The sequence below is a fragment of the Pseudomonas sp. MF6767 genome, assembly GCF_016405475.1.
GTDB lineage: Bacteria > Pseudomonadota > Gammaproteobacteria > Pseudomonadales > Pseudomonadaceae > Aquipseudomonas > Aquipseudomonas paracarnis.
In genome coordinates this window covers 120573-144040 of record NZ_JAEKCY010000003.1, presented here as the reverse complement: position 1 = coordinate 144040, position 23468 = coordinate 120573, and the positions used below count along the sequence as shown (strand labels likewise).

14 protein-coding genes are annotated in these 23468 nt (G+C 61.1%); 6 read left to right on the top strand and 8 right to left on the bottom strand.

Features of this window, described 5'->3' with window-relative positions; all coding sequences use genetic code 11:
* Window positions 1-307 precede the first annotated feature (307 nt).
* On the bottom strand, window positions 308-4888 hold the full coding sequence (locus JFT58_RS06730; protein WP_054897688.1) for a hypothetical protein: 4581 nt from the start codon (window positions 4886-4888) through the stop codon (window positions 308-310).
* 183 nt (window positions 4889-5071) lie between these two features.
* On the opposite strand from JFT58_RS06730, the gene JFT58_RS06725 reads away from it, so the two are divergent.
* Complete coding sequence (locus tag JFT58_RS06725) at window positions 5072-8170, top strand: transglycosylase domain-containing protein (RefSeq protein WP_054897687.1); 3099 nt, start codon at window positions 5072-5074, stop codon at window positions 8168-8170.
* 782 nt (window positions 8171-8952) lie between these two features.
* Here the strand turns inward: JFT58_RS06725 and JFT58_RS06720 are convergent.
* From JFT58_RS06720 to JFT58_RS06700, 5 genes are all read right to left on the bottom strand, one after another.
* Complete coding sequence (locus JFT58_RS06720; RefSeq protein ID WP_034127990.1) at window positions 8953-9435, bottom strand: CS1 type fimbrial major subunit; 483 nt, start codon at window positions 9433-9435, stop codon at window positions 8953-8955.
* Between the two features lie 5 nt (window positions 9436-9440).
* Window positions 9441-10199, bottom strand: a complete 759-nt coding sequence (locus tag JFT58_RS06715) for a pilus assembly protein (RefSeq protein WP_103299321.1) — start codon at window positions 10197-10199, stop codon at window positions 9441-9443.
* Between the two features lie 65 nt (window positions 10200-10264).
* Window positions 10265-11512 carry a hypothetical protein gene (locus JFT58_RS06710; protein ID WP_054897685.1) on the bottom strand — a complete coding sequence of 416 codons (1248 nt, stop codon included), beginning with the start codon at window positions 11510-11512 and terminating at the stop codon, window positions 10265-10267.
* A gap of 21 nt (window positions 11513-11533) precedes the next feature.
* Entirely contained in the window at window positions 11534-14056 is a 2523-nt protein-coding gene (locus tag JFT58_RS06705) for a CS1-pili formation C-terminal domain-containing protein (protein ID WP_054897717.1), read from the bottom strand.
* A gap of 112 nt (window positions 14057-14168) precedes the next feature.
* Window positions 14169-14669, bottom strand: coding sequence for a CS1 type fimbrial major subunit (locus tag JFT58_RS06700; protein ID WP_054897684.1), 501 nt, complete (start codon window positions 14667-14669; stop codon window positions 14169-14171).
* A gap of 462 nt (window positions 14670-15131) precedes the next feature.
* On the opposite strand from JFT58_RS06700, the gene JFT58_RS06695 reads away from it, so the two are divergent.
* Window positions 15132-15641: a PadR family transcriptional regulator gene (locus JFT58_RS06695; RefSeq protein ID WP_034127994.1), complete on the top strand. Its 510-nt coding sequence runs from the start codon at window positions 15132-15134 to the stop codon at window positions 15639-15641.
* Window positions 15638-16405: a siderophore-interacting protein gene (locus tag JFT58_RS06690; RefSeq protein WP_103299320.1), complete on the top strand. Its 768-nt coding sequence runs from the start codon at window positions 15638-15640 to the stop codon at window positions 16403-16405. The genes JFT58_RS06695 and JFT58_RS06690 overlap by 4 nt, the downstream gene beginning before the upstream one ends.
* A 98-nt stretch (window positions 16406-16503) precedes the next feature.
* Here JFT58_RS06690 and JFT58_RS06685 read toward each other — a convergent pair whose 3' ends face one another.
* Window positions 16504-17130, bottom strand: coding sequence for a Pr6Pr family membrane protein (locus tag JFT58_RS06685; RefSeq protein WP_054897682.1), 627 nt, complete (start codon window positions 17128-17130; stop codon window positions 16504-16506).
* Window positions 17131-17134: 4 nt separating this feature from the next.
* Window positions 17135-17368, bottom strand: coding sequence for a VF530 family DNA-binding protein (locus JFT58_RS06680; RefSeq protein WP_054897681.1), 234 nt, complete (start codon window positions 17366-17368; stop codon window positions 17135-17137).
* A 169-nt stretch (window positions 17369-17537) separates the two neighbouring features.
* Between JFT58_RS06680 and JFT58_RS06675 the strand changes: the two genes are divergently transcribed.
* From JFT58_RS06675 to JFT58_RS06665, 3 genes are all read left to right on the top strand, one after another.
* Window positions 17538-19556: a TonB-dependent receptor gene (locus tag JFT58_RS06675; RefSeq protein ID WP_054897680.1), complete on the top strand. Its 2019-nt coding sequence runs from the start codon at window positions 17538-17540 to the stop codon at window positions 19554-19556.
* A gap of 481 nt (window positions 19557-20037) precedes the next feature.
* The gene (locus JFT58_RS06670; RefSeq protein WP_054897679.1) at window positions 20038-22455 is read left to right on the top strand and encodes a glucose/quinate/shikimate family membrane-bound PQQ-dependent dehydrogenase; all 2418 of its coding nucleotides are present in this window, start codon (window positions 20038-20040) and stop codon (window positions 22453-22455) included.
* Window positions 22456-22621: 166 nt separating this feature from the next.
* On the top strand, window positions 22622-23467 hold the full coding sequence (locus tag JFT58_RS06665) for a 2OG-Fe(II) oxygenase (RefSeq protein ID WP_103299318.1): 846 nt from the start codon (window positions 22622-22624) through the stop codon (window positions 23465-23467).
* Window position 23468: the final 1 nt, after the last annotated feature.

Below are 23468 nucleotides of genomic sequence, written 5' to 3'. Positions count from 1 at the left end.
CACCGGCTGGACCGAACTCGCCTCATGGGCAAATCCGCCTGGTGCGACTCACGCGCACAGGTCAGCGGGCGTGCAGTATAAAAAGCTAACGTCAGGTCTTTTCACTCAATAAACAAGGAAATTTGGCGATAAGCCCCGAGAAAAACCGCTTGGACGGTGCAAGCACCAAGCGTCTAGATCGGCCTTCCCGGCGCAAAACGGCGCAGAGTATTGCATAACCGGTCAGGATCGGGACACCTGGGGGCAAGCACATGATGGCGCGGTTCTGCACCCCGAGGCCGTTCAAATGTGGGAGCCGGCGTGCCGTTCAGTCCACACTGAAAAACAAACGTCTGGCCAGCAGCCGGGAAATGCTCGCACGGTCGATGTCCAGGGTTTGCTGCACGCGCCCGGTCTGGCCGCTGCGCATGCGGGCGAACGCCTGGGCTTCAGCTTCGGCCTGGGCCTGGCGCCCCAAGCGCTGCTGCTCGGGGCTTTTGATGTGGGCGGCGGTGTAGTGATCGTCCGGGCCCAGGCGGGTTCCATAGTGAAAGTGCGCGTAACACAGCGGCTGCGCCGTTTGCGCATCCTGCACAACATAGACTTGCAGAAAATCCACGGTTTTACCCTTGAGGCGTACGCGGGCACCTTGTCGCTGGATGCGCACCTCATTGAGCGCGTGCAGGAAATCGACATCTTCGGCCCGCGTCAGCTTGAGTTTGCTGGCCCGGACACGCGCCTCGACACCCGCCGCCTCCAGGCGCGTCGCCGCGGCCCGCAAGTCGCTGGCCCGCACCCTGGCGTTGGCCTGCTGGGTGGCGGCCAGCCGTGACACGTCCAGGCTGCGTAATTTTCTGTCGATATCCGCCGCCACCATACGCCGACTGTTGGCTTGCGCCACCAACAGGGCTTGCAGGGATTCGGGCTCACACCTGTCCGACATGCCTTGCACCTTCGCAATCGCGTTGTCGACGCCTGCCAACAGCCGCAGGCCCTTGTTCACCAGCGCTCCCAGTTGCGGGTTGGCCGTACGGGGTTTGGCCGGCGGTTCCACCGCTTCCCATACGCCGTCGTCGGCCTCGGTGAAGGTGGCGATCACACTGCCCTTGTCGTCCACCAGCTCTGCGGTGCCGGTCGGGCCTTTGACCCGGGCCACATACACATCGCGGTTGCGCGTGCGGATGATCTTTTTTTGCCGCGAGCCTGCTGCCTCTGCCTTGACCGACACCACGCCGGGGGCGGTGTCCAGCAGGTCAGCCAGTTGCTCCTCAACCTGACGGTGCAGGCCAGACAGCAACGTCTGGAGTTTTTGCAGATTGGCCAAGTCAAAGGTGTCCGGCGCCATGGCGCGCCAGAACTGAATGTGGTCGTCGGTGAGCGCATAGATGCGCCCCAGGCTTTTGAGCACTTCTACACGTTCTTCCCGCGCGATGGAAAGATGCTCCAGGTCCGCCAGGGAGCGGCTGGCCCAGCGGGCACGATTGATCACCTGGTTCAAGCTGTCAAAAAACTCCGCCTCCAGCGGTGGGCCTTCGATATCAATGGTGATGCCCCACAGTGTGGTCACTTGCAACGCTTGCAAATCCAGGACCGAAGGCCGTGCAGCCAAGTCATTTTGCAGCTCGCGGGCCTTGTTGCGCCCAAGCCGCGGCACTGCCCTGAGTTGGTCAATATAGGTTTTTTCCAGCGTGCGCCAGCGAATCGCCGCCTCCTCGGCTGCCACTTGCTCACGCATGTTGCGGTCCAGGTCAGCATGGGCCTGGCGATTAAGATCGGAGCCGGCTTCGTCCTCACTCTCATCTTGCAGGACATCGAGCAGAGGGCGGATGCGCGCATTGATCTGCAGCATCTGCTCACGCGTGTCGGCATCCAGTAATTGCAGGCCCAGAATCAGTGATTCCAGCACTTCACAAAGTTCTTCTTCATACCGAGGCCGTGGCTTGATCGCACGCAAACGCATCAGCAATTGCAGCTCTTGTTGCGAGGACGTCACCTTATTCTGCATTTCCTTGCGGTAGCGTTCCTCAAGTTGCGCCAACTGTGCCTCGGTAACCTTGCCCTTTGATTCGCGCGCCAGCTTACGCGCCACGATCATGGCTGCACCGGCCCTGTCACGTGCGCGCCCAGCATCACGATATTGCTGTTCAAGGCTCGGCTCGGACACTTCAAGTGCCTGCAGTTCGGCTTCGAGCGCGGAATCGGCATTGCCCCCTGGCAAGTGCAATCGCGCATCAAAATCCCAATACCCGTCACCCAAGGATTTCAACCAGGGACCTTTCTCGCGGCCATCGGCGCTGACGACCCGCACCGCATTGGCCTCGTCCACCACCCGATACACGTGCCCGCGTACCAAGGCATGCCATTGCGGTGGTGAAAAGGAAGTGTCATAGACCAAACCCTGGCGCGGGCCGCTTTGCTCGGCGTTGCTCCATTCTCCGGAGAAAACCCTGAGGCTCAGGCGGCGTGCCCGAGCATTCTGCGCGGTGGTCAGGTCTTTACGCGCATTACTCCAACGGATCGGGGTGTGGAACATTGCAGGCACGGGGACACGAACGGGCACCGACGCGGCGGGCTCGGCGTGTGCCAACGGCGCAAAGACGGGGTGCTCCAGTTGCAGCGCCTGATGGGGGGCGTGGGGCGTGGCCTGGTGCGCAAGAATTGCCATCAGGTTGCTCAGTACATCCGTAACGGCTTTGTTCCTGGCCTGTTCATCGTCGCTGGCCAGGTCCTGAATATCCTGCTGCAGGCTGTCGACCAATTGCACCAGCCATCCGCCCAATTGCAACGGCCCGCTGGTCAACGGCAGGACACTGGCAAACAACAGCCAACCTACCTCTTTCATATGGGCCCAGCGTTGTTCGGCGTTCGATACCGATTGCCGGTCAGCCAGGGCAACCAGAGCCTTTGCCGTGCCGTTGAACACCAGGGTGCAGGGGCCTTGCGTGCCCAACTGCTTGTGCAGTTGCGCCGCCGGCGGTTTGTCATACACGCCGAACTCATCGCCAGGCAAAAAGCGACGGATATGCGGTTCATTGAAGCCGCCGTTGGCGTAGACCGCCTGGCGTGCCGGAGCGATCCAGGTCAACACGCTGTCCTGTAATGGGCCTGGCGCCTTGATGGCCTCGAACAACGCGTGGATCGACGCGTACTCCTGCAACATCGGTTCGAGCAATGGCCGGTACAGCAGATGCACGCCCGCCTGCCCGGCCCTTGGGCCAATGATGAAGTGCGCGGTCACCTCATCGGCGTCAGCAGCCGCCGAAGCCTTGAACGCCAGCGGCCACAGCGCCATTGCCTGGTCCTGTACCGTACGATCGGCCAGGCGCGATTGCAGCGCAGCCTGCACGCGCCTGAAGCCATCCAGCGTCAGGCCGTGCTCGTCCTTGATCTTCAGTTCCAACGCCAGCATCGGCAACTGCACGCGTAATTGGCGCTTGAACAACTGCAAGCGCCGAGCGTTTTCGGTTGGATCATCCAACAGCTTTCTTTTCAACAAAGCCGGGTAAGCCTGGCCGACGTCAGCCGTTTGCACACACCCGCTGAGCAGGTCGTAAGTCAACCAACCGGGCGCCGGGGCGTCGTTCAACGTGATGCTGGTGACGGTGTGAGGGAACCCGGCCAGGTTTTCCAGCGCCAGTTCGGTCAGGCTTACGGTGATCAGGTCGACTTCACCCGCTATGAAACCTCCCGGCACCGGCACTGCGGCGGCAATCACCCGTTTAAAGGTCAGCTGAACATCGGCAGGCAGCACTTTGCGCGCCGCTGGTTGAGCGTGCAGGCAAGTTTTGAGCGCGTCATCGGCAAACTGACGGATCGAGTCGATACCGTCGAGATACTGTTTTCCGCCATTTTGCTCGCGGGCCACCACCAGCGCCTGGAGCAGGCGCGCATAGGCGATGCTGTCTTGCTCGTCGGCGTGGGCCAGCCACAGCGGCACGGCGCTGCGCAGCGCTTGCTGACGTGCGCCCAGGCTGGCGACGAACCAGCGTCGCGGATCGGTGATGTAGTCGAGCAACGCCTGATGCTGCCCCGGTGCAAGTGCCAGGCTGCGGTCAATCCGGTCGATATCGCGCAGTTGACGTGCCAGGTAGCTCGCCGCCAGGGCGTCGAACGGATCGCTGTCAACGTCCTCGGCAAACCATTGCTCTACGCGCGCGCCCTCAGCAAAAGCCGGCAACCATGCAGCGATTTCGTCCTCGTCGCGCAGCGGGTGCAGGCCACTGGCCGGGCTGAACAGCAAGCGCTGTTGTCCGTGAATAAGGACCAGCACCGGCAGCATCTCGACGGGCGGCCCCGCCAGGTAAACCGCCTGCACCCGCAATGCATCGCCGTGGGCGCTCCACTCGTTATCCGGACGAATCGGATGCAGCAGGGTTTTGGGGAACAGTGTGGCGAATTGCTCCTCGCTGTATCCCGGCGGCTTGGGTGAGTCATATAGCAGTGTCAGCAGGTCATCCGACAGGTAGCCCCAGCGCGTCATGTTCACCGGCAGCTCTTCAGACCACCAGGCTTGCAGGCGTTTCACATAGGTCCTCCACAGCAGCGCGCCGCAACGGTTGATCAGCCGTTCCAGTTCAACCAGGCTCGGGCCACCTTCCACAAACACCTCGCGCACCCGTTGGGCGACCACGTGATAGTCCGCCACCAGCAACACCGGGCCGGCGAGGGCCAGGCGTTGCAGCAGCCACTCGGACAAGGCCTGGTAAACGAGGCTACCGTCAGTGTCGGCGGGCGCAGCGATATAAATCAGACCGGCCTGCCATTTGTGTTCAGCAAAATGCTGGTCAAGGTAGGCCTGGGCGCTTTCTTGCGCTACCGCCAGCAATGACGGCGGCTCGCGAAACAACGTTTCGATTTGCTCGCTCGTGATGAGGTGCTGTGAGTCGGCTGGAGGGGTGGAAGCGGTCATGTTGATACTCTGAGGGCAGTTAAAATCAAACGCTAACCGCCGCCGAGCGACCCGCTGGCCTAGACAATTAACGCCTGCCATGACGCGCTGTGTGCTGCCCCGTCGACAAACTTCATGGGCAAGGCAATTCGCGTCTACGCTTCAGACAAGTCCGATCAATCTGTAGGAATGGATCAGTCGACTATGGGCGCACTGTGGCAAACCGACTCGCACCAGGCTGAAGCCGACAGCCCGTCACCCGCCCCATTGCCGAAAAAATTCAGACCGCCCCGGCCATGGCGCCGGCTGTTCTGGCTGATCCTGCTGCTGGTGCTGCTCGCCCTGGGTTTTGCCGTGTTGCGCGAGATGCACAGCGCTCGCTGGCAAGCTCGCACCCTCAGCCAATGGGCCGCGCAGTTGACCTACCGCGTCGAACCCGGAGCCAGCGATGCGATCCTGTACCCCGGCGCCGGGCCCTTCGATCAGCGCCTGGGCTACAGCGCCCTGGGCGACTTCCTGCCGCGCCTGCTCAAGCGTAATTACGTGATCGAGTCCCAGGCACGCTTCTCCGCGGCGCTGATGAACTACAGCCGTCACGGTCTGTTTATTCCCTACGCAGAAAAAATCCAGGCCGGGCTGAGCATCACCGATTGCCGCGCCGCGCCGCTGTATCAATTCAATTACCCGACGCAGTTGTATGCGCAGTTCAGCGACGTGCCACCGTTGATGGTGCGCAGCCTGCTGTTTATCGAAAACCGCGAGTTGCTCGACCCGCAGCCAGCCCAGGCCAACCCGGCGGTGGACTGGCCGCGCTTTGCCAAGGCCGCGTGGTCACAGGTTGCGCGCCAGCTGCACCTGCCGGGGCAAACGGCGGGCGGCAGCACCCTGGCCACGCAGTTGGAAAAGTACCGCCATTCGCCGGACGGCCTGACCCTGTCGGGCAGCGAAAAACTGCGCCAGATGCTCTCGGCCAGTGTGCGCGCCTATCAGCACGGCCCCGACACCCTCCTCGCTCGGCAGAACGTGGTGCGCGACTACCTCAACAGCGTGCCGCTTTCGGCAGTGCCCGGCCACGGCGAAGTGCACGGCATGGCCGAAGGCCTGCGGGTGTGGTATGGCGCCGACTTCAACCAGGTCAACCGGGCCCTGGCCGACACCACGAACACCGCGCCCAGCCTGGCGGCCCGTGGCCTGGCGTTGCGCCAAGTGCTGTCGCTGATGATCGCCCAGCGCCGCCCGTCCCACTACCTGACCAAGGGCCGCGATGAGCTGGCGCAGTTGACCGACAGTCACCTGCGACTGCTGGCGCAACAGGGCGTGATCGAGCCGGGATTATTGAAGGCAGCGCTGGCCAGCCAGGTCACCTACCGCGACTGGCAGCAACAACCGACCACCCAGAAGATCGAGGCCAACAAAGGCATCAGCGTGGCCCGCAGCCGCCTGGCCGCGCTGCTCGATCGCCCGCTGTACGACCTCGACCGCCTGGACCTGTCCGCCACCAGCACCTTGCAAGGCCGACTGCAGGAGCAGATCACCGCGTACCTCAAGCAACTGGCCGACCCGGTCTATGCCAAAGAGATCGGGCTGCTGGGCGAGCGCTTGCTCACCCCCGCCAGCACGCCGCAGGTGCGCTACAGCTTTACCTTGTTCGAGCGCACCGACGACAGCGCGCGCGTGCGGGTGCAGACCGACAACACCGACCAGCCGTTCGACATCAACGAGGGCAGCAAGCTTGAATTGGGTTCTACCGCCAAGTTGCGCGTGCTGACCACCTACCTGCAAATCATCGCCGAGCTACATGAGCGCTACGGCGCATTGACGCCAGCAGCGTTGAAAAAAGTCGAGGTCGCCGAGCAGGACCGCCTCAGCCGTTGGGCCGTGGACTACCTGCTGCAAAATCCCGGCAAATCCTTGGCAGACATGCTCGAAGCGGCCTTGAACCGCACCTATTCGGCCAGCCCCGGCGAAAGCTTTTTCACCGGTGGCGGCCTGCACCGCTTCCATAACTTTCGCAACCAGGACAACGGCCGCAACCCGAGCCTGCGCGATGCCCTGCGCGAGTCGATCAACCTGCCGTTCATCCGCCTGATGCGCGACTTGGTGCGCTACGTCACCTACACCAGCGCCAACAACAGCGCGCAGTTGCTCAAGGACGACAGCGAGCCACGCCGCCAGGAATACCTGGCGCAATTCGCCGACCGCGAAGGCACCGCTTTTTTGCTCAAGTTCTGGAAGAAGTACCAGAAAAAAGACACCCAGGCGCGCCTGGAAACCTTCCTCGACAGTCTGCATCCCACGCCGATCCGCCTGGCGGCCGTGCACCGATACCTGCTGCCCGACGCCAGCCGCGAGAGTTTCAACAGCTTCCTGCGTGCGCGCCTGGCGGGAACCAAAGGCCAGCAGACGCTCAACGACAAACGCCTCGACACGCTGTACGACAGCTACGGCCCAGGCGCCTATGACTTGCCTGACCAGGGCTATATCGCCAAGGTGCACCCGCTGGACCTGTGGCTGATGGGCTACCTGCTCAACCATCCGGACGCGACGTTCAGCGAGATCGTCAAAGCCAGTCAGTTCGAACGCCAGGAGGTTTACAGCTGGTTATTCAAAAGCCGCCATCAGAGCGCCCGCGACGGGCGTATCCGCACCATGCTGGAGATCGAAGCGTTTCTGGAAATTCATCAGCGCTGGAAAGCCGTGGGTTATCCGTTTGACCATCTGGTGCCATCGTTGGCGACCGCCATCGGCAGCTCCGGCGACCGCCCGGCAGCGCTGGCCGAGTTGATGGGCATCATCCTCAATGACGGCGTACGCATTCCGGTGCTGCGCATTGACAGCCTGCACTTTGCTGCCGGCACGCCCTATGACACCCGCCTGATCAATGCCCCCGACCGCGCCCGCCGAGTGATGCCTTCCGAGGTGGCGACGGCCCTGCGCGGCGCGCTCTCCCAGGTGGTCGATGCCGGCACCGCCAAACGCGTCGCCGGCAGTTTCAAACACGCCGACGGCACACCGTTGGCCATGGGCGGCAAGACCGGCACCGGCGATAACCGTATCGAAGCCATCGGTGCCGGCGGGCGCATTCTCAGCTCCAAAGCAATCAACCGCACCGCCACCTTTGTGTTTTATATCGGCGAGCGCCACTTCGGCACGCTCACCGCCTTCGTGCCCGGCAGTTCGGCGCAGGGTTTCACCTTCACCTCGGCGCTGCCTGTGCAGGTGCTCAAAGGCATGGCGCCCCTATTGATGCCATACCTGCAAGGCGACGAGCAGAACGCCTGCGTGAGCAGCACCGGTAAATAAGCGTGCAGCGCAAACTGCGATGCAGTGGTTATGTATTGGCCTTTCATGGGCATAGGTATCTACACAACTTTTGTAGCCACTGCCGACGCTAACCACGATGCGAAGCGAGCCGCTCTTGCTCTTGCTCTTGCTCTTGCTCTGCTTTTGATCTTGATCTTAGGCGCCCCGTCAAACCACGCTGGCCGGAATTCGACAGGGATTTGGGGGGTAAACCGGCAGGGATGCCGGTTTAGCCGCCCCGCGCCATGGATGGCGCGTGGCGGCGGCCCCCCAAATCACTGGCGGATTACGGGCACACCGAGCCTAAGCGAGGTGCCGAGTGGTGGGGCAAGAGCGTTTTGCTTACTTTTGCGCTTTTCAAAAGTGAGCCGCTGTAAAAGCGGAACCCTAAGTGGCCGTTACCGCAGAAATGGATATGTAGACGGATAACAGCTTCAGCTGTCAGGTCGCCTTCGCGAGCAAGCCCCCTCCCACAGGCCCGGCGTCGCACCAAAAAGTTGTGTAGATACCCATGCTTTCATGGACGTGATTAGGGTAAGTCATCTGACTTACAGACTACCCAACCCTGTTATTCGAGCCCCGCTACCCGCACGCAGCTGGACCAGCACCGGCTCACATCGGACGACGAGGCCGGTATTCATCTGGCCTCTCGCAGTACGCTGGTAGCCCGGTTGAGAAGGTTGGAAGCGTTACCTTGAGCAGCAGAACCCCACCGCCAAATGAAACAACGGCAACACCTTCGACCTGAAGTACCAGCAGCTCGATGAAATGGGCCCGAGCGGTCAAGGCGCCAGAAAATCAAACATCAGGTGCACCGTGCCGTAGTAGGACCCGCCCTGGTATCCACCCTGCGGCTCGATCGGAGCAATCTCCAGCTCGACGCGCCGGCCCATGCCCGCCTCGTCAGCGCTGAGTATCTGGGTCGAGTCCAGGGTCAGGGGCACCCGGTTGAACAGCACGCGCAAATCAATACGGTCGCGGCCGCTCAACAGATAGGGCACGTCCCCCAGCCGCGCGGCTACGCCGCCATTGAGGTTTTTCACGTCGAAGTTCTTGCGCAGGCGCCCGAGCCTGGAGGTCGCCAGGTCCCATGCCAGCAGTTGGTCCTGCGCCATCCAGTCGGGTTCGGAGGGCAGCACATAGGCTTCGTGGATCGGAATAGTGACCGACACATCAAAACTCTGGCGTTCCTGAAACGCCTGTACCGGCGCGCCGATGAACAACGTTGCGACCAGCCCCGCCCATACCGTCAGTTGCTTGAACATTGTCATCACCCGTTGCTGTTGACCGTCATCGGTGTTTTGTCGCGGCCTTCGATCATCTGGAAGCGATATTCACGTCCGGGCTTCTTCTCAAGCTGCCATTGGCGCCCCGGCAGAATGTGGTGCTTGGTGGTGGCTTCGCAGTCGGTTTTTTTCGCCGCTGAACAGTCCCGGAACTCATCGAGCACCACCACGCTGTTGCCGGCGTTGCGCAGGGTGTACTGGTCGGCGGTCTCGACGACCTTCGTATCGAAGCGGGTGTCCTTGGGACGCACGAAAAACACCGTGCCGTAACCGGCCATGACGTTGACGCCGGCGGCGAGATCTTTTTTGTACTCGTCGCGCTCGGCGTCGGTCACGGCGAAGTCGTCTTCCTTCTCCGGCACCACCGGGATGAAGCGCACCCGGAAGTAACGCTCCTTGTCGCGCTCGCCCATGTACAGCAAGCGCGTCCCCTGGCGCCCGCCCGCCGGAACGATCAACCGCGCCGGGCTGGCCATCAGGCCGTCGCGGCTGGTGGCGGCGCCCTTCTCATCCGTCAGGGAGGCCACCGGGATTTCCCTGGAAGTACCGTCGGCGTTATAGACAATTTCCAGCACATTGACCTTGATAAAGGCGGTGCTGGTGCCGCCGTTGAATACCCGCTTGAGGTAAGAACTGCGGTCGCCCTCCAGGTAGTCGTACACCACGCCGACATTGATCGCCGGCCCGGCCTGCGCCGCCAACGACATCAGCAACAGCCCAGCCCCTAACACTGCATGTTTCATGTTGATTACGCCTTATTGATTGAACGCGGCCCACCACAGGGAGCCGATATGCGAGCCGGGCTCGCCTAGACTTCCGAATCCCAGATCACCGTGGCCACGCCGGAATAGGTGCTGCCGGGTTTCTTGAGCATGTCGGCCACGTCATCCTTGCCCACCTCGAAATGCAACTTGCCCTCGCGGTTGTTCACGTACTGCAACGGCTGGAACAGTTCGGTGCCGACGCCGTCGAGGCGCAGGGGCAGTTTGTTCACGCCCTGGTCGTGCTGATCACGCAAGCCATAGGGCAGGCTCACGGCGACTTGAAGCGGCACTTCGTCACCGTCGTTGTTGCGCAGGCCACAGGTGTTACCGATCACCAGCCCGCACTCCAGGGTCATCTTGAAACGTGAGCTGGCGGAGATTGCGAAGGTCTGGTCACGCCATAGCCGCGACGGGCGCCGCCCCTGGTTGAGCCAGGCTTGCCAACCGCCCTCGGGTAACAGCTCGATGCGATTGCCGCCCGCCGGCAGGTCAATCTTGAGCACGTGCTCCACCGACAAGATGAAGTTGAAGGTCAGGGTGTTTTCGTCGGGGATCATGGTGGTGCCGAAATCCATATCGCCGCCCGGGCCCATGGTGTAAGTGATGGAACCCTCATAAGTACCAGCGTCCATACCCAGAGGGTTTGGTGTCTTGAGTTCGTAGCCGTACTCAAGCGTGCTGTAGCTCATCCGCCCGATTTCCATACCATTTGTAACGCTGCAGGCTCCGGCGTTCTCTGGAACGATCCAGAAAAAAAGCGCATACGCTTGTCCCGCCGCCATGTAATTGATCGGCAAGCACGGTGCCGGCGCCCCTCGCCAATAAGCGTTCCAGCCCACGCCTGGCGTGGCCCAGCCGGACACACCCGGTGGATAAGAGACATTCCACCGTCCCCCAATACCGGCAATGCGCATCTGTACCGTCTCCGCACGACCGGTGACGGTGTGAGTCACTTGCAGATCGCGAAATGCCGAGGGCACCTTGAAATAGGCGCTCTGGCGCGGATCCTCCGGAAACGCCGGTATCGGCCCATTGGAATAGGCCCGGAACGAACTGTTACGAATACTGAAGGTATTGACCGCCTCGCACCTGGCGGGAACGTGCCAGGGACACAAGCCACTTTGCGGCGTGGTATTGACGAATTTATTGCTAGTTGGGTTGGCCGGATCGGGGCGAAACACCGCCGTGATCTGCTCGACGATAGCCAGTGCCGGCAAGCTGTAGGTAGTGCCCAAAACCAGCGCGAATGCACAGAGCCCCAAGCGTTTTTTCATTGCGGTAATCAAGGTCATGAACTCCCGTTTCAACCGCCGTCAACCGGCGGTTTCGCCCTTGTGGTTAGCTTCGGCCAGCGTGTCCGGCGTGCAGCGCAGATCACCGATCATCAGCACGTCGTTTTCATCCGGCGCAGTGCTCGGGTCCAGGCGGAACTGGCAGAGCAACTGGTTCTGGTAGCGCACCTGCAGGGTCGGCGCGCTGGCGCTCATCTCCATGGAGAAGAACCCGTCCACTTCGCTGACCCCACGGCTGGCGTGATTGATTACGTGATGGCCTTTAAGCGGCGCGCCGCGTTCATCCAGCAGGCGGCCGAGTACGGTGACGGTTTTCATCACGGTGATCTTGCGGTAGTCCACGCCGCCCTTGTTCAGGTGGTAACTGGAGCGTGCGGGCTGGATGTTCGCCGCCGGCGGGTGGTTGCCTTCGAAGTCGAAGCTCACGCTGCTGCTCTTGTAGGCCGAGACCGGAACGTAGTTGCGCCCCGGACGCAGTACCGCGCTGCCGCCGCCCAGGTCGTCGGCGCGCAGGGCGATCTCGTCAAGGTCGGTTTCCACATCGATGATCATCCCCGCGCCGTTGCCCTGGTACTGGCTGCTGAGCAGCATTTTCCCGGCGCCCGCGACGAAGGTGCTGTTGAGGTTCAAGCCACCACTGAAATCGCCATTGAAGGAGCTGCGCTGCACAAAGCCGTCGCCGCTGACCACGTCGGTGCTGAAGTTGGCCATGCCTGACAGGCCGACGCCGTAGGTATCAGTGATCGCCGTGGCCGAGACACTTTGCAGCACATGGTCGGTGAGGTTCTGGCGATACGTGATCGACGCGTTGTTATCGCGGCCGCCATCACGGGCGGTGCGGGTGCCGATGCTGCCGGAAATCTGCCGGCCATCGCTGCCCAGGTTCACGCTCAGGCTCACATCCACGCCACGGTTGCGCTGGTCATTGGTGCCGGCGCTGCCGGGGCGGTCGAACACCGAGAAACGCCAGTTGGCATCACTGCCGAAAAAGCTGTCGTGACGGCTCCAGCCCAGGTCCAGCCCCGCACCTTCGACGTTGCCTTGGCTGTGGGACACTCGCATGTTCAAAGTGTTTTTCGCATCAAGGCGATGGTTGACCGACAACGCCGAATTGCTGGCCTGGCCGACAAAGGTGTTGCGCCGCAGGCGCGTGCCGTCGGGCAGGGTTTCGTAGGTGTCGCGGGTGTCGAGCCAGCTGCGGTTGTGACTGAACACAAGGTTGGTCGCGCCGAAGCTGTAGAGCCCTTGCAGGTCAAGGCCCGTGCCATGTTCACGGGTTTGATAAACATTGGCATAGAGGCTGGTGTTGTCGGCAACGGTCCAGTCCACCGAGCTGCCATATTGCAGTTGCTCACGCACTTGGCGAGCCGACAGCCCAAGAATCACCCGTGGATGCAGCAGGTAATTGAGCGACGCGCCGGCCGTCACCGCACCCGAGGCTTGCTCGTCCCAGTTGCTGAACAGCTTGGTTTCGCGCCCGGCGAACAGGTTGTAGCGCCAGCGGTCGTCGGCGTTGCGCCAGTTACCGGGCTTGTACACCAGCTCCTGGGTAGTGCTGGTGGTGAGGCCGTCTTCCACCAGGCGTACTTCCACTTCATAGATACCGCCGGGCAGTGGCCGGGTGTCCAGGGTTTGCAGGCCGGCGGCCACGGCCTGGGTGTTGATCAACAAGCCGTTGCGATAAATCTCTACCGCTGCCTGACGGTTGGCGGTGACGTAGATCGGGTACACGCTGGGCTTGGGGTTGTTGATCGCCAGGCTGTCGGAACTGCCGTACATGATGCCCAAGGCGGTGTCGGGGCTGGCGCCGAAGCTGCGCAGTTGACGGGTCAGGCCATCGGAATTGGGGGTGAAGTGGCCGAGGCGAAAAAATTGCCCTTCCAGTTCACGCTGGGTATACAGCTCATGAATCGCGTGGCGCATGGGTTGGTCATTACCGCTCTGGCGCGCCAGTTGCAGGTTGAACACCTGGCTCCAGTTGCCCACGCTGGAACTGGCTTGCAAACCATAACGGCCGCCGAGGCTGTCTTGCTGACCGCCATTGAGGTTGAGCTGGTTATTGATGATCAACCCCAGGCTGCCGCCGTCGGGCTGGTCGTAAAAGCGCGGGGCTTCGCTACTCAGTTCAACGTCCTGCGTGAGGATCGACAACTGCGAGCTTTCCAGATTGTAGTAAGCAGAGATCATCTTTTGCGGGCAAGACTGGGTACAGGCGCCCAACGCCACGCCTTTTTCCAGCAGGCCTTGCCAGGTGTCGCGGGTGGCAGCCGGCACCTTGCTATCGCCGGTGTCGGTGAATTCGAGCAGGGTGACGCGGTCATCCCGGGACAGCACGATCAGCGCTTCGCCAAGCAGTTGGTGGTCCAGGTCTACGCGCACCGCCAGGGGTACATCGAAAAAGTGATCGGCAAAGCCTGCGGGCAAGCCTTGGGCCTGAGTGATCAGGCTGCCGGGCGTGGCTGCACCGGAAGCAGCAGGTGCCGCCAGCGCACTCGTACATATCAGCAGCGCAAGCGCAGCCGCGATAGGCGTCATCGGGAACATGAACGGATACTCTGAATGCCAGGAGACCAGAATCAAAAACCAGGCCGGCGAACGGAGGAGGAATTCGCCGACCTGAAAAGTCATGCCCGCGCCAAGCGGGCATTAAGTGGCATCAAGGCGCTACTGGCAGTACCGCGTCGAAGACCACTGGCATCACGGAGGTGTACGAACCGCGCTGAGTCGCCGAAGGCTTGGCTGCGACGATGCGCATCTCCGCACCTACGCCTGGGGTGGAGTCGGCTTCGTTGACCACTTCCTGTGGGGTGCCGGTCAGGGTCACACCATTGAGGGTGGTGGTGAGCGGGATGTTCTGGCTTGGGTCACCATTGAACAGCACGGCCGGGCCGCCTTCGATGTAGGCGTGAACCGAACCATTGGTGTTCTTGATGTCGTAGATGGCGCTCAACGGCGCCAGCTCACCGCTGACCAGGTTGTAGGTCATGGTTTCATCGCGACCCCAGTTCGGGTCACGCGGCTGGGCGTGGAACACGGTAGTCGGGATGGTGGCCTTCATGTTGACGGTGTGGCTGGCTTCACCGGCAGCAAAAGCTGTTACCGAGGAGGACAGCGCCATAACAGCCAGGGGAACAGCAATCGCGAACTTCTTGAACATGGTCAATACCTGTAGTTATCAACATTGAGTGATTCGTCGCCAAGTAACCGCCTTAACAACGAACGCGCCGCCGTTAGTTGCAACGCCAAACAATGATCAACTCAAAACAACAGTAGGTATGCAGGCAACCTCTCACGCCTGCGTAGCCCTATTAATCAGGGATTGAGAGAAAAACATGGCACTTTGCCAAAACTTTCAAAGTAGCTGTAAGAACAAGACTACAACACAAAAAACAGGGCCAACCAAAAGAACTTTCGCTCAGAAAAATACCACAAACAAGCTGCCGGACATAAACTTAACTGAGTTTAAACTCTAATTAAAGTTATGACTCTAAAATTAATCGTATTCCACGTATTCCAAGGTCCTCTGCCGGAAAAGGCGCCGACGACCGTTGGTCGCCAAGCCCTATCGTCACGTTAAGATATATCTTAAGTTATATCTAAACCTGTCTGGAGAGACTGCATGAGAAACGAACCTCGCGGTGAATTCGAAAAACGTGGCGGTCGCGGTCCTCGCGTCTTCGCACCGGGTGATCTGAAATTACTGCTGCTGGCGCTGATCGCCGAACAACCATGCCACGGCTACGACCTGATCCGCCGCATCGAAAGCCTGTTCGACGGCGCCTACAGCCCCAGCCCCGGCGTGATCTACCCGACCTTGACCTTCCTCGAAGAAAGCGAGCTGATCAGCGGCAATGCCGAAGGCGGGAAAAAGCACTACACAATCACCGACGCCGGTCGTCTCTTTCTAAGTGAGCAGGCCGTTGCTCTGGACGGCGTGCGCATGCGCATCGACGTCAGCAAACGCTCACTGCGCGGCCACGACCGCCCACCTGAAATCCACGAAGCGGTGCATAACCTGCGCCATGCCTTGCATTCGCACAACGGGCACTGGAGCCCGCAGGAAATCGTTCGTGTTGCGGCGCTGCTCAATCGCACCGCCCAAGCCATTGCCGACGGGACAGACCAATGAACACACAAGCTATTCACCGCGTAACCCATGAAATAAAACGCCGCCGCCTGGAAGTGCTGCGGGTGGTGGACATCACCCCGCGCATGCGCCGCATCACACTGGGCGGGCCTGAGCTAGCGGGCTTTGTCAGCCTGGGCAGCGACGATCACATCAAGCTGCTGTTCCCGCAGAACGCCGCCGAGCAAGCGGCGCTGGAAAGCCCGACGTTCGCCATCAAGGGCGACGGCCCGCAACCGGCCATGCGCGACTACACGCCACGACGCTACGACCTGAAAATCGGCGAGCTGGATATCGACTTCGTGCTGCATGGCGATGGCCCTGCGTCTACCTGGGCCGAGCAGGCGCAGGTCGGTCAGCACCTGTATATCGGCGGGCCACGAGGCTCGATGATCGTGCCGGACATTTTCGACAGCTACCTGCTGATCGGCGACGAAACCGCCCTGCCCGCCATCGGTCGACGCCTGGAAGAACTGCCGGCCGGGCGCAAGGTGCTGGCGGTGATTGAAATCGCCGATGCGGCGGAGCAACAAGCGCTGCAAAGCGCGGCGGACGTCGAGATTATTTGGGTGATGCGCGGCCAGGATGACCTGCTCGACGTGGTGCGCAACCTGACGCTGCCTAGCGGGGCGTTGTACAGCTTCGTCGCCACCGAAACCAAGCTGTCGCGCCAGGTACGGCGGGTGCTGCTGGATGCGCACAAGGTCAACGAGGAATACCTCAAGGCCGTGGGTTACTGGCGTGCCGAAGGCAGCGACGAAGAATAAAGGTGGGGCTTGCCTGCGATGCAAGCACCTCGGTTTATCAGGTACACCGAGGTGATGCTATCGCAGGCAAGCCAGCTCCCACCTTAATGGTGCTCACTTTAAATCGAGGGTGATTTGAGGCGCTTGTCCAGGCCAACGATCACCAGCCCAATGACGATAAACCCTGCCAAAATCCCTCCGGCATTCACAAACACTTGTGGATAACCGAGGCTGTCCACATCCATGAACGGGTACTGATACTGCCCGAGCATATGCCCCCGCAGCAGCACATAACCGAAGTACACCAATGGGTAGATCACCCAGCCGGCAATGTGTTTGAGCCGCAACGTACCCTTGGGCACGCACCGCCACCAATACACCACAAACAACAACGGCATGACGTCGTGCAGCAATTCATCGGCGATAAATTGAAAGCCTTGCGGGCTCCACAGATGCCGCAGCAGCAGGTTGTAGGCCAGGCTCACCACCACGATGCTCGCGGCAATCGCGCTACTGATGCGAGGCGCGAGGAAGAACCGCTTGGCGGCTGAGTCGCGCTTGACCAGTGAGTAGCTGAGCACCACGACCACCAGGGTATTGGTCAGAACGGTGAAGAAGCTGAAGAAACTGATCAGGCCGCCCAGCAAGCTCGCGCCACTGGCCCAGCGCGAATAGAGAATCAGGTATTGCTGGATAGCCAACCCCACCCAACCGGCCAAGGCTGCCGTCGCGACAAAGCGCTTCATGCTTTCAATCCAGGGGGCGCTTGGTACGCATCAGCTTGACGTACAAAGCTTCGACCTTTTCCCGCGCCCACGGGGTTTTGCGCAGGAAAGTCAGGCTCGACTTGATGCTCGGGTCACTCTTGAAGCAGCGGATATCAATGCGCTCGGCCAAGCCGCTCCACTCGTAATGTTCCACCAGGGTGGTGAGCACGTGCTGCAGGGTCACACCGTGGAGCGGGTCGTTGCTTGTCGCGGTCATGCCGGGCCTTTTGCAAAAAGAGGAACACAGCCGCGCACCTTAGCCGACGGGGCGAGCAGGTGGAAGCATCGCATTGAATATAGCCCGCCAGGAAAAGTTCCCCTTTTTCACAGAAAAGAGATGTTATATTGTAACTTAAGTTATCAGTCACTTTGCCCAGGAATATCCGATGTCGCTGCCTTCTCTCTGGCGCTTGTCGCCCCTCGCCGCCGCCCTGTTGATTGGCTCCCAGGCCCATGCCCTGGAACTGCCACCCCAAGTAGTCACCGGCAACCCGCTGGGCAGCACACAACTCGCCTCGCCCACCACCGTGCTGGAAGGCGATGACCTGACCCTGCAACAAAAAGGCAGCCTCGGTGAAACCCTGAACAAGCAGCCGGGCGTGTCGTCTTCGTACTTTGGCCCGGGGGCCAGCCGCCCAATCATTCGCGGCCAGGATGGCGACCGCATTCGCATCCTGCGTAACGGCGTGGGGGCGCTGGATGCCTCGTCGCTGTCCTACGACCACGCGGTGCCACTGGACCCGATCAACGTTGACCGCATCGAAATCGTGCGGGGCCCGGCAGCCCTGCTGTACGGCGGCAGCGCCATCGGTGGGGTGGTCAACACCTTCGACAATCGCATCCCCACCGAAGCCATCGAAGGCATCCATGGCGCTGGCGAGTTGCGCTACGGCGGCGCCGACACCACCCGCAGCAGCGCCGGCAAGCTGGAAGCCGGCAACGGCACCTTCGCCTTGCACCTGGATGCCAATGCGCGCGAGTTCAACGACCTTAAAATCCCAGGCTATGCCCGCAGCCGCCACGCGCCGGAAAGCGAAAACGGACCCGGCAAAAACGGGCGCCTGGGTAACAGCAATGGGCGCCAGGACGGTGGCGCGGTGGGCGGTTCCTACACCTGGGACGATGGTTATGCCGGGCTGTCCTACAGTAATTACGACAGTAACTACGGCTCACCCGCCGAGCAGGATGTGCGCATCCGCATGAAACAGGACCACTACGCCTTTGCCTCCGAGATCCGCAACCTGCAAGGGCCGTTTACCTCGGTGAAAATCGACGCCGGGTACACCGACTACGAACACCGCGAAATCGAAGGCGGTGAAACCGGCACCACCTTCAAGAACAAAGGCTATGAAGCGCGGGTGGAAGCTCGTCACCAGCCGATTGGCCCATTCGATGGCGTGGTCGGCGCCCAAGTGACCCGCAACGAGTTCTCGGCCCTGGGCGAAGAAGCCTTCGTGCCGCAGACCGACACCAACGCCGGCGCGCTGTTTATCCTCGAAGAAATGCAAGCCACCGAACGCCTGAAACTCAGCCTCGGCGCACGCCTGGAACACACCAGCGTCGACCCGAACGCCAAAGGCAACGAGCGTTTTGCCAATGCCGACAAGAGCAGTGACTTCACCGCCGGTAGCCTGTCGTCAGGTGCGGTGTACACCCTCACGCCGATCTGGTCCCTGGCTGCCACCCTCGGCTACACCGAACGCGCGCCGACCTTTTACGAGCTGTACGCCAACGGCGCCCACGTTGCCACCGGTACCTACGAGTTGGGCGATGCCAACCTGAAGAAAGAAAAGGCCGTGTCCAGCGACCTGGCCCTGCGCTTTGACAACGGCACCCACAAGGGCAGCTTCGGCGTGTTCTATAGCCACTTCTCCAATTACATCGGCTTGTTGGGCACGGGTCGTACCCTGAACGATGAAGGCGAAGAGGACGCGGGAGGTATTCCCGAGTACGAATATTCTGGTGTGCGCGCACGTTTCGCCGGCTTCGAAGCCCAGGATCACTGGAAGCTCGGCGAAGGCGCCTACGGTAAGTTTGCGCTGGAACTGTCGGGCGACTACACCCGCGCCACCAACCTGGACACCGGCGAAGCCTTGCCGCGCATTGCGCCATTGCGTTTGAACAGCGGCTTGCTGTGGGAACTGGATCGCTGGCAAGCGCGTATCGACGTGGAACATGCCGCAGGCCAAGGGCGTGTGCCGGATAACGAAAGCGGCACCGATGGCTACACCACCCTCGGCGCCAGCGCGGGGTATCGCTTCAATGTGGGCGGCAGCCAGTGGCTGGCGTTCGTCAATGGCGAGAACCTGACCAACCAGACCGTGCGCTATGCCAGCTCGATCCTGCGCGACATCGCACCGGCGCCAGGTAGAAGCGTGCAGTTCGGGGTTCGCACTACCTTCTAATCATCACCGCAAATCCTTTGTGGGAGCGGGCTTGCCCGCGAAAGCGCTGGGTCAGTCAACATCACTGTTTGCTGGACCGACGTCTTCGCAGGCAAACCAGCTCCCACATTTGATCGTTGTCGCGTTGAGCATTGCGTTCGCGTGACTGATCGGTATTGCAGCGACTATCTGTCACTGTTACCAAAACTGAAATGATGCATCTTGCGATTCACCCTTTCTCAAAACGCCCCGCCGCATTATCCTTCGCAACAATCTGAAACGCTTCACCTCCCGGTCGACTCCCTTTGCCGAATTTCTTCCTGCACAAAGACAGCGCTGTCTTGAATCGACCTGCGCCAGGGGATTGATTGCCCGCCTGTGGATAACCAGGTTATCCACAGAAAAAACCAAAAATAACGATGAACCAAGCCCGAGCCGAATCGTCATCTACAGTGAGTGAAGCACGGGGTTACATAATTCCAACGTAACGGAGAAACACACTATGAGCACTGATGGTGCCTCAAGCCCAAGCCGCCTGTTGCCCAGGCTGCTGGGGGTCTTGCTGCTGATCATGGGGCTGGCCTTGCTGGCCGGTGGCGTCAAGCTGAGTATGCTCGGCGGGTCGCTGTACTACCTGCTGGCCGGTATCGGCATTGCCGTGACCGGCGTATTGCTGCTGGCCACTCGCCGCGCCGCGCTGGGCCTGTATGCACTGGTGTTGTTTGCCAGCACCGTGTGGGCCCTGTGGGAAGTGGGCCTGGACTGGTGGCAACTGGTGCCGCGTCTGGCCCTGCTGTTCGCCCTCGGCATCGTCATGCTGCTGCCGTGGTTTCGTCGGCCATTGCTGCGTGGCCAAGCCGCACCGCTGGGCACTGGCGCGCTGAGCGTTGCCGTGGTGCTGGCGGGCGCGACCGCCCTGGCCAGCCAATTCACCAACCCAGGTGAAATGGTCAAGACCGGCCAACTGGACCGCGACGCGGTGCCGGGTATGGCCAGCGCTGCGCCAACCCAGGCCGATGGCGACTGGAACTCCTATGGCCGCTCGGCCTTCGGTGACCGTTACTCGCCACTGGCACAGATCACCCCGGAGAATGCCCATAAGCTGGTGCCGGCGTGGACTTATCGCACTGGCGACATCCCTGGCCCAGGCGATCCCGGTGAAACCACCGCCGAAAATACCCCGCTGAAAGTCAATGGCATGCTCTACGTGTGCACACCGCACAGCCAAGTGATTGCCCTGGACCCGGATACCGGCAAGGAAATCTGGCGTTTCGACCCGAAAATCACCACCCAGGGTGCTGAGAGCTTCAAAGGTTGGGCGCACATGACCTGCCGTGGCGTGTCGTACCACGATGACGCCGCCTACACTTCCGAGCAGAGCCCGACTGGCACTGCCAGCCCGGCCGCCGCTCCGAATGCCTGCCCGAAACGCATCTTCGTGCCGACCGCCGACACCCGCCTGATCGCCCTGAACGCCGACACCGGCAAGATGTGCGAAGACTTCGGTGACAAAGGTCAGGTCGACCTGCGTGCCAACATCGGTAGCTTCGCCCCAGGCGGTTACTACTCCACGTCGCCACCGGCCGTGACCAAGAACCTGGTCGTGATCGGCGGTCACGTGACCGACAACGTTTCCATCGACGAGCCAAGCGGCGTGATCCGCGCGTTCGACGTGCACACCGGCAAGCTGGTGTGGAACTGGGACAGCGGCAACCCGGACGACACCACCCCGTTGGCCGAGGGCAAGACCTACACCCGCAACTCGCCGAACATGTGGTCCATGTTCGCCGTGGATGAAAAACTCGGCATGCTCTACCTGCCGATGGGCAACCAGATGCCCGACCAGTACGGCGGCGACCGTACCGATGAGTCCGAGAAGTACGCCGCGGGCCTGACCGCCCTGGACATTGACACCGGCCACGTGAAGTGGACCTTCCAGTTCACCCACCACGACCTGTGGGACATGGACGTGGGCGGCCAGCCTTCGCTGATCGACATCAAGACCGCTGCGGGCGTGAAGCAAGCGGTGATGGCGTCGACCAAGCAAGGCAGCATCTACGTGCTGGACCGCGCCACTGGCCAGCCAGTGGTGCCCGTCAATGAAATCCCGGTGCCACAGGGCGCAGTGGCGGGCGACCGCACCTCCCCTACCCAACCCAAGTCCGACCTGAACTTCATGCCGCCGCCGTTGAAAGAACGCGACATGTGGGGCGTGACACCGTTCGATCAGATGCTGTGCCGGATCGATTTCAAATCCATGCGCTACGACGGCCCGTTCACCCCGCCGTCCCTGCAAGGTTCGATCGTGTACCCAGGCAACTTCGGCGTGTTCGACTGGGGCGGTATCTCGGTTGACCCGGTGCGCCAGATCGCCTTCGTGAACCCAAGCTACATGGCGTTCAAATCGAAGCTGATCCCGGCTGCCGACATTGCCAAGCAAGGCCCACGCGTCAGCGAAACCGAAGGCGTGCAGCCGAACAAAGGCGCCCCGTATGGTGTGATCCTTGAAGCACTGCTGTCGCCGATGGGCCTGCCGTGCCAGGCACCGGCCTGGGGCTACGTGGCGGCGGTCGACCTGACCACCCACCAGACCATCTGGATGCACAAGAACGGCACCGTGCGTGACAGCTCGCCGGTTCCAATCCCACTGACCATGGGCGTGCCTAGCCTGGGCGGTACGTTCACCACCGCCGGTGGCGTCGCGTTCCTCAGCGGCACCCTGGACCAGTACCTGCGTGCCTATGACGTGAAAAACGGCAAGCAACTGTGGGAAGGCCGCCTGCCTGCAGGCGCGCAAACCACCCCGATGACCTACACCGGCAAGGACGGCAAGCAATACGTGCTGGTCATGGCGGGCGGTCACGGTTCCCTGGGGACCAAGCAGGGTGATTATGTAATGGCGTTCAAACTGCCGGATTAAGTAGCGCTGGCGGTAAAAAAGCGGCGGCCCGAACGGGCAGCCGCTTTTTTTTTGCCTGCTGATAATGCCCCAGCGTTTCCCCTCAACCCTTTAAAACTAATTTAGTGCGCACGCCCTGCGTAATACAAAAGGCGTACGGATAAAACTTTAAAGGGAGCTTCACTGCATGACGGACCATGTCGCTACAAAACCGTTTCTTTCCACCCCCACAAAAATCCTGGAACTTGAACACCTCAATACTGCCAGTTTGAAAAAACTCATCAGTGGCCAAGTGCTTGCCATTCGGGTACCTGAATTTGCCAACGCAACCACCAGCGCACGGTTGATTCAGGCCATCGACGATACCGCCACGCTGGAACACTACGGCCATGAAACCTACGAAGCGGGGCGCGTCGTTCAGCACTTCTATGGTGTGCATCGCTGGGGCACCCCGTTCAACTCCACGTACGGCAAGGCCGCCGGCGGTGACGCCCAACAGAAATATTATGCAGACGCGGCCCGTATGCGCGGCCTTATCGACAGTCTCTGTGCGCCGCAAAAACCGCCCATTCAACAGCTGATGGAACAGTTCCAGGCGCTCTGGCCGCAAGGTGCAACAGCCGCTTCGTTCCAGGGCCGACCGATGTTTTGCGGGATCATCCGCGTCATGTTCCCGGAGACGGCGCACCTCTCGGAAACGGTGCCCCATGTGGATTGCCTGCCCCGCACAATTGCTGAACTGCAGCATCAATTCAGCGCCAATATCTACCTGCAAACACCGCCTTCGGGGGGCGAGCTGATCATCTGGGACACCCAAGCCTTTAGCTATGACGAGGTCAAGCGCTTCGAGGGTGCCCAACTGCCCGAACAGTGTTTACAAAAACCGCTGCGCATCCGCCCACGCAAGAACGAACTGGTGCTCATCAATACCCGCTGCCCCCACGCCATCTGCGGGTTCGATTCGGGAAAACGCGTCAGCATGCAGTCGTTTATCGGCTATACCCCCGGCGAACCGTTTTACTTCTGGTGCTAAT

Excerpts from the sequence above, each read along its gene's own strand:
- JFT58_RS06730 (WP_054897688.1), bottom strand. The coding sequence starts at position 4,888 with ATGACCGCTTCCACCCCTCCAGCCGACTCACAGCACCTCATCACGAGC.
- JFT58_RS06725 (WP_054897687.1), top strand. The coding sequence starts at position 5,072 with ATGGGCGCACTGTGGCAAACCGACTCGCACCAGGCTGAAGCCGACAGC.
- JFT58_RS06720 (WP_034127990.1), bottom strand. The coding sequence starts at position 9,435 with ATGTTCAAGCAACTGACGGTATGGGCGGGGCTGGTCGCAACGTTGTTC.
- JFT58_RS06715 (WP_103299321.1), bottom strand. The coding sequence starts at position 10,199 with ATGAAACATGCAGTGTTAGGGGCTGGGCTGTTGCTGATGTCGTTGGCG.
- JFT58_RS06710 (WP_054897685.1), bottom strand. The coding sequence starts at position 11,512 with ATGACCTTGATTACCGCAATGAAAAAACGCTTGGGGCTCTGTGCATTC.
- JFT58_RS06705 (WP_054897717.1), bottom strand. The coding sequence starts at position 14,056 with ATGTTCCCGATGACGCCTATCGCGGCTGCGCTTGCGCTGCTGATATGT.
- JFT58_RS06700 (WP_054897684.1), bottom strand. The coding sequence starts at position 14,669 with ATGTTCAAGAAGTTCGCGATTGCTGTTCCCCTGGCTGTTATGGCGCTG.
- JFT58_RS06695 (WP_034127994.1), top strand. The coding sequence starts at position 15,132 with ATGAGAAACGAACCTCGCGGTGAATTCGAAAAACGTGGCGGTCGCGGT.
- JFT58_RS06690 (WP_103299320.1), top strand. The coding sequence starts at position 15,638 with ATGAACACACAAGCTATTCACCGCGTAACCCATGAAATAAAACGCCGC.
- JFT58_RS06685 (WP_054897682.1), bottom strand. The coding sequence starts at position 17,130 with ATGAAGCGCTTTGTCGCGACGGCAGCCTTGGCCGGTTGGGTGGGGTTG.
- JFT58_RS06680 (WP_054897681.1), bottom strand. The coding sequence starts at position 17,368 with ATGACCGCGACAAGCAACGACCCGCTCCACGGTGTGACCCTGCAGCAC.
- JFT58_RS06675 (WP_054897680.1), top strand. The coding sequence starts at position 17,538 with ATGTCGCTGCCTTCTCTCTGGCGCTTGTCGCCCCTCGCCGCCGCCCTG.
- JFT58_RS06670 (WP_054897679.1), top strand. The coding sequence starts at position 20,038 with ATGAGCACTGATGGTGCCTCAAGCCCAAGCCGCCTGTTGCCCAGGCTG.
- JFT58_RS06665 (WP_103299318.1), top strand. The coding sequence starts at position 22,622 with ATGACGGACCATGTCGCTACAAAACCGTTTCTTTCCACCCCCACAAAA.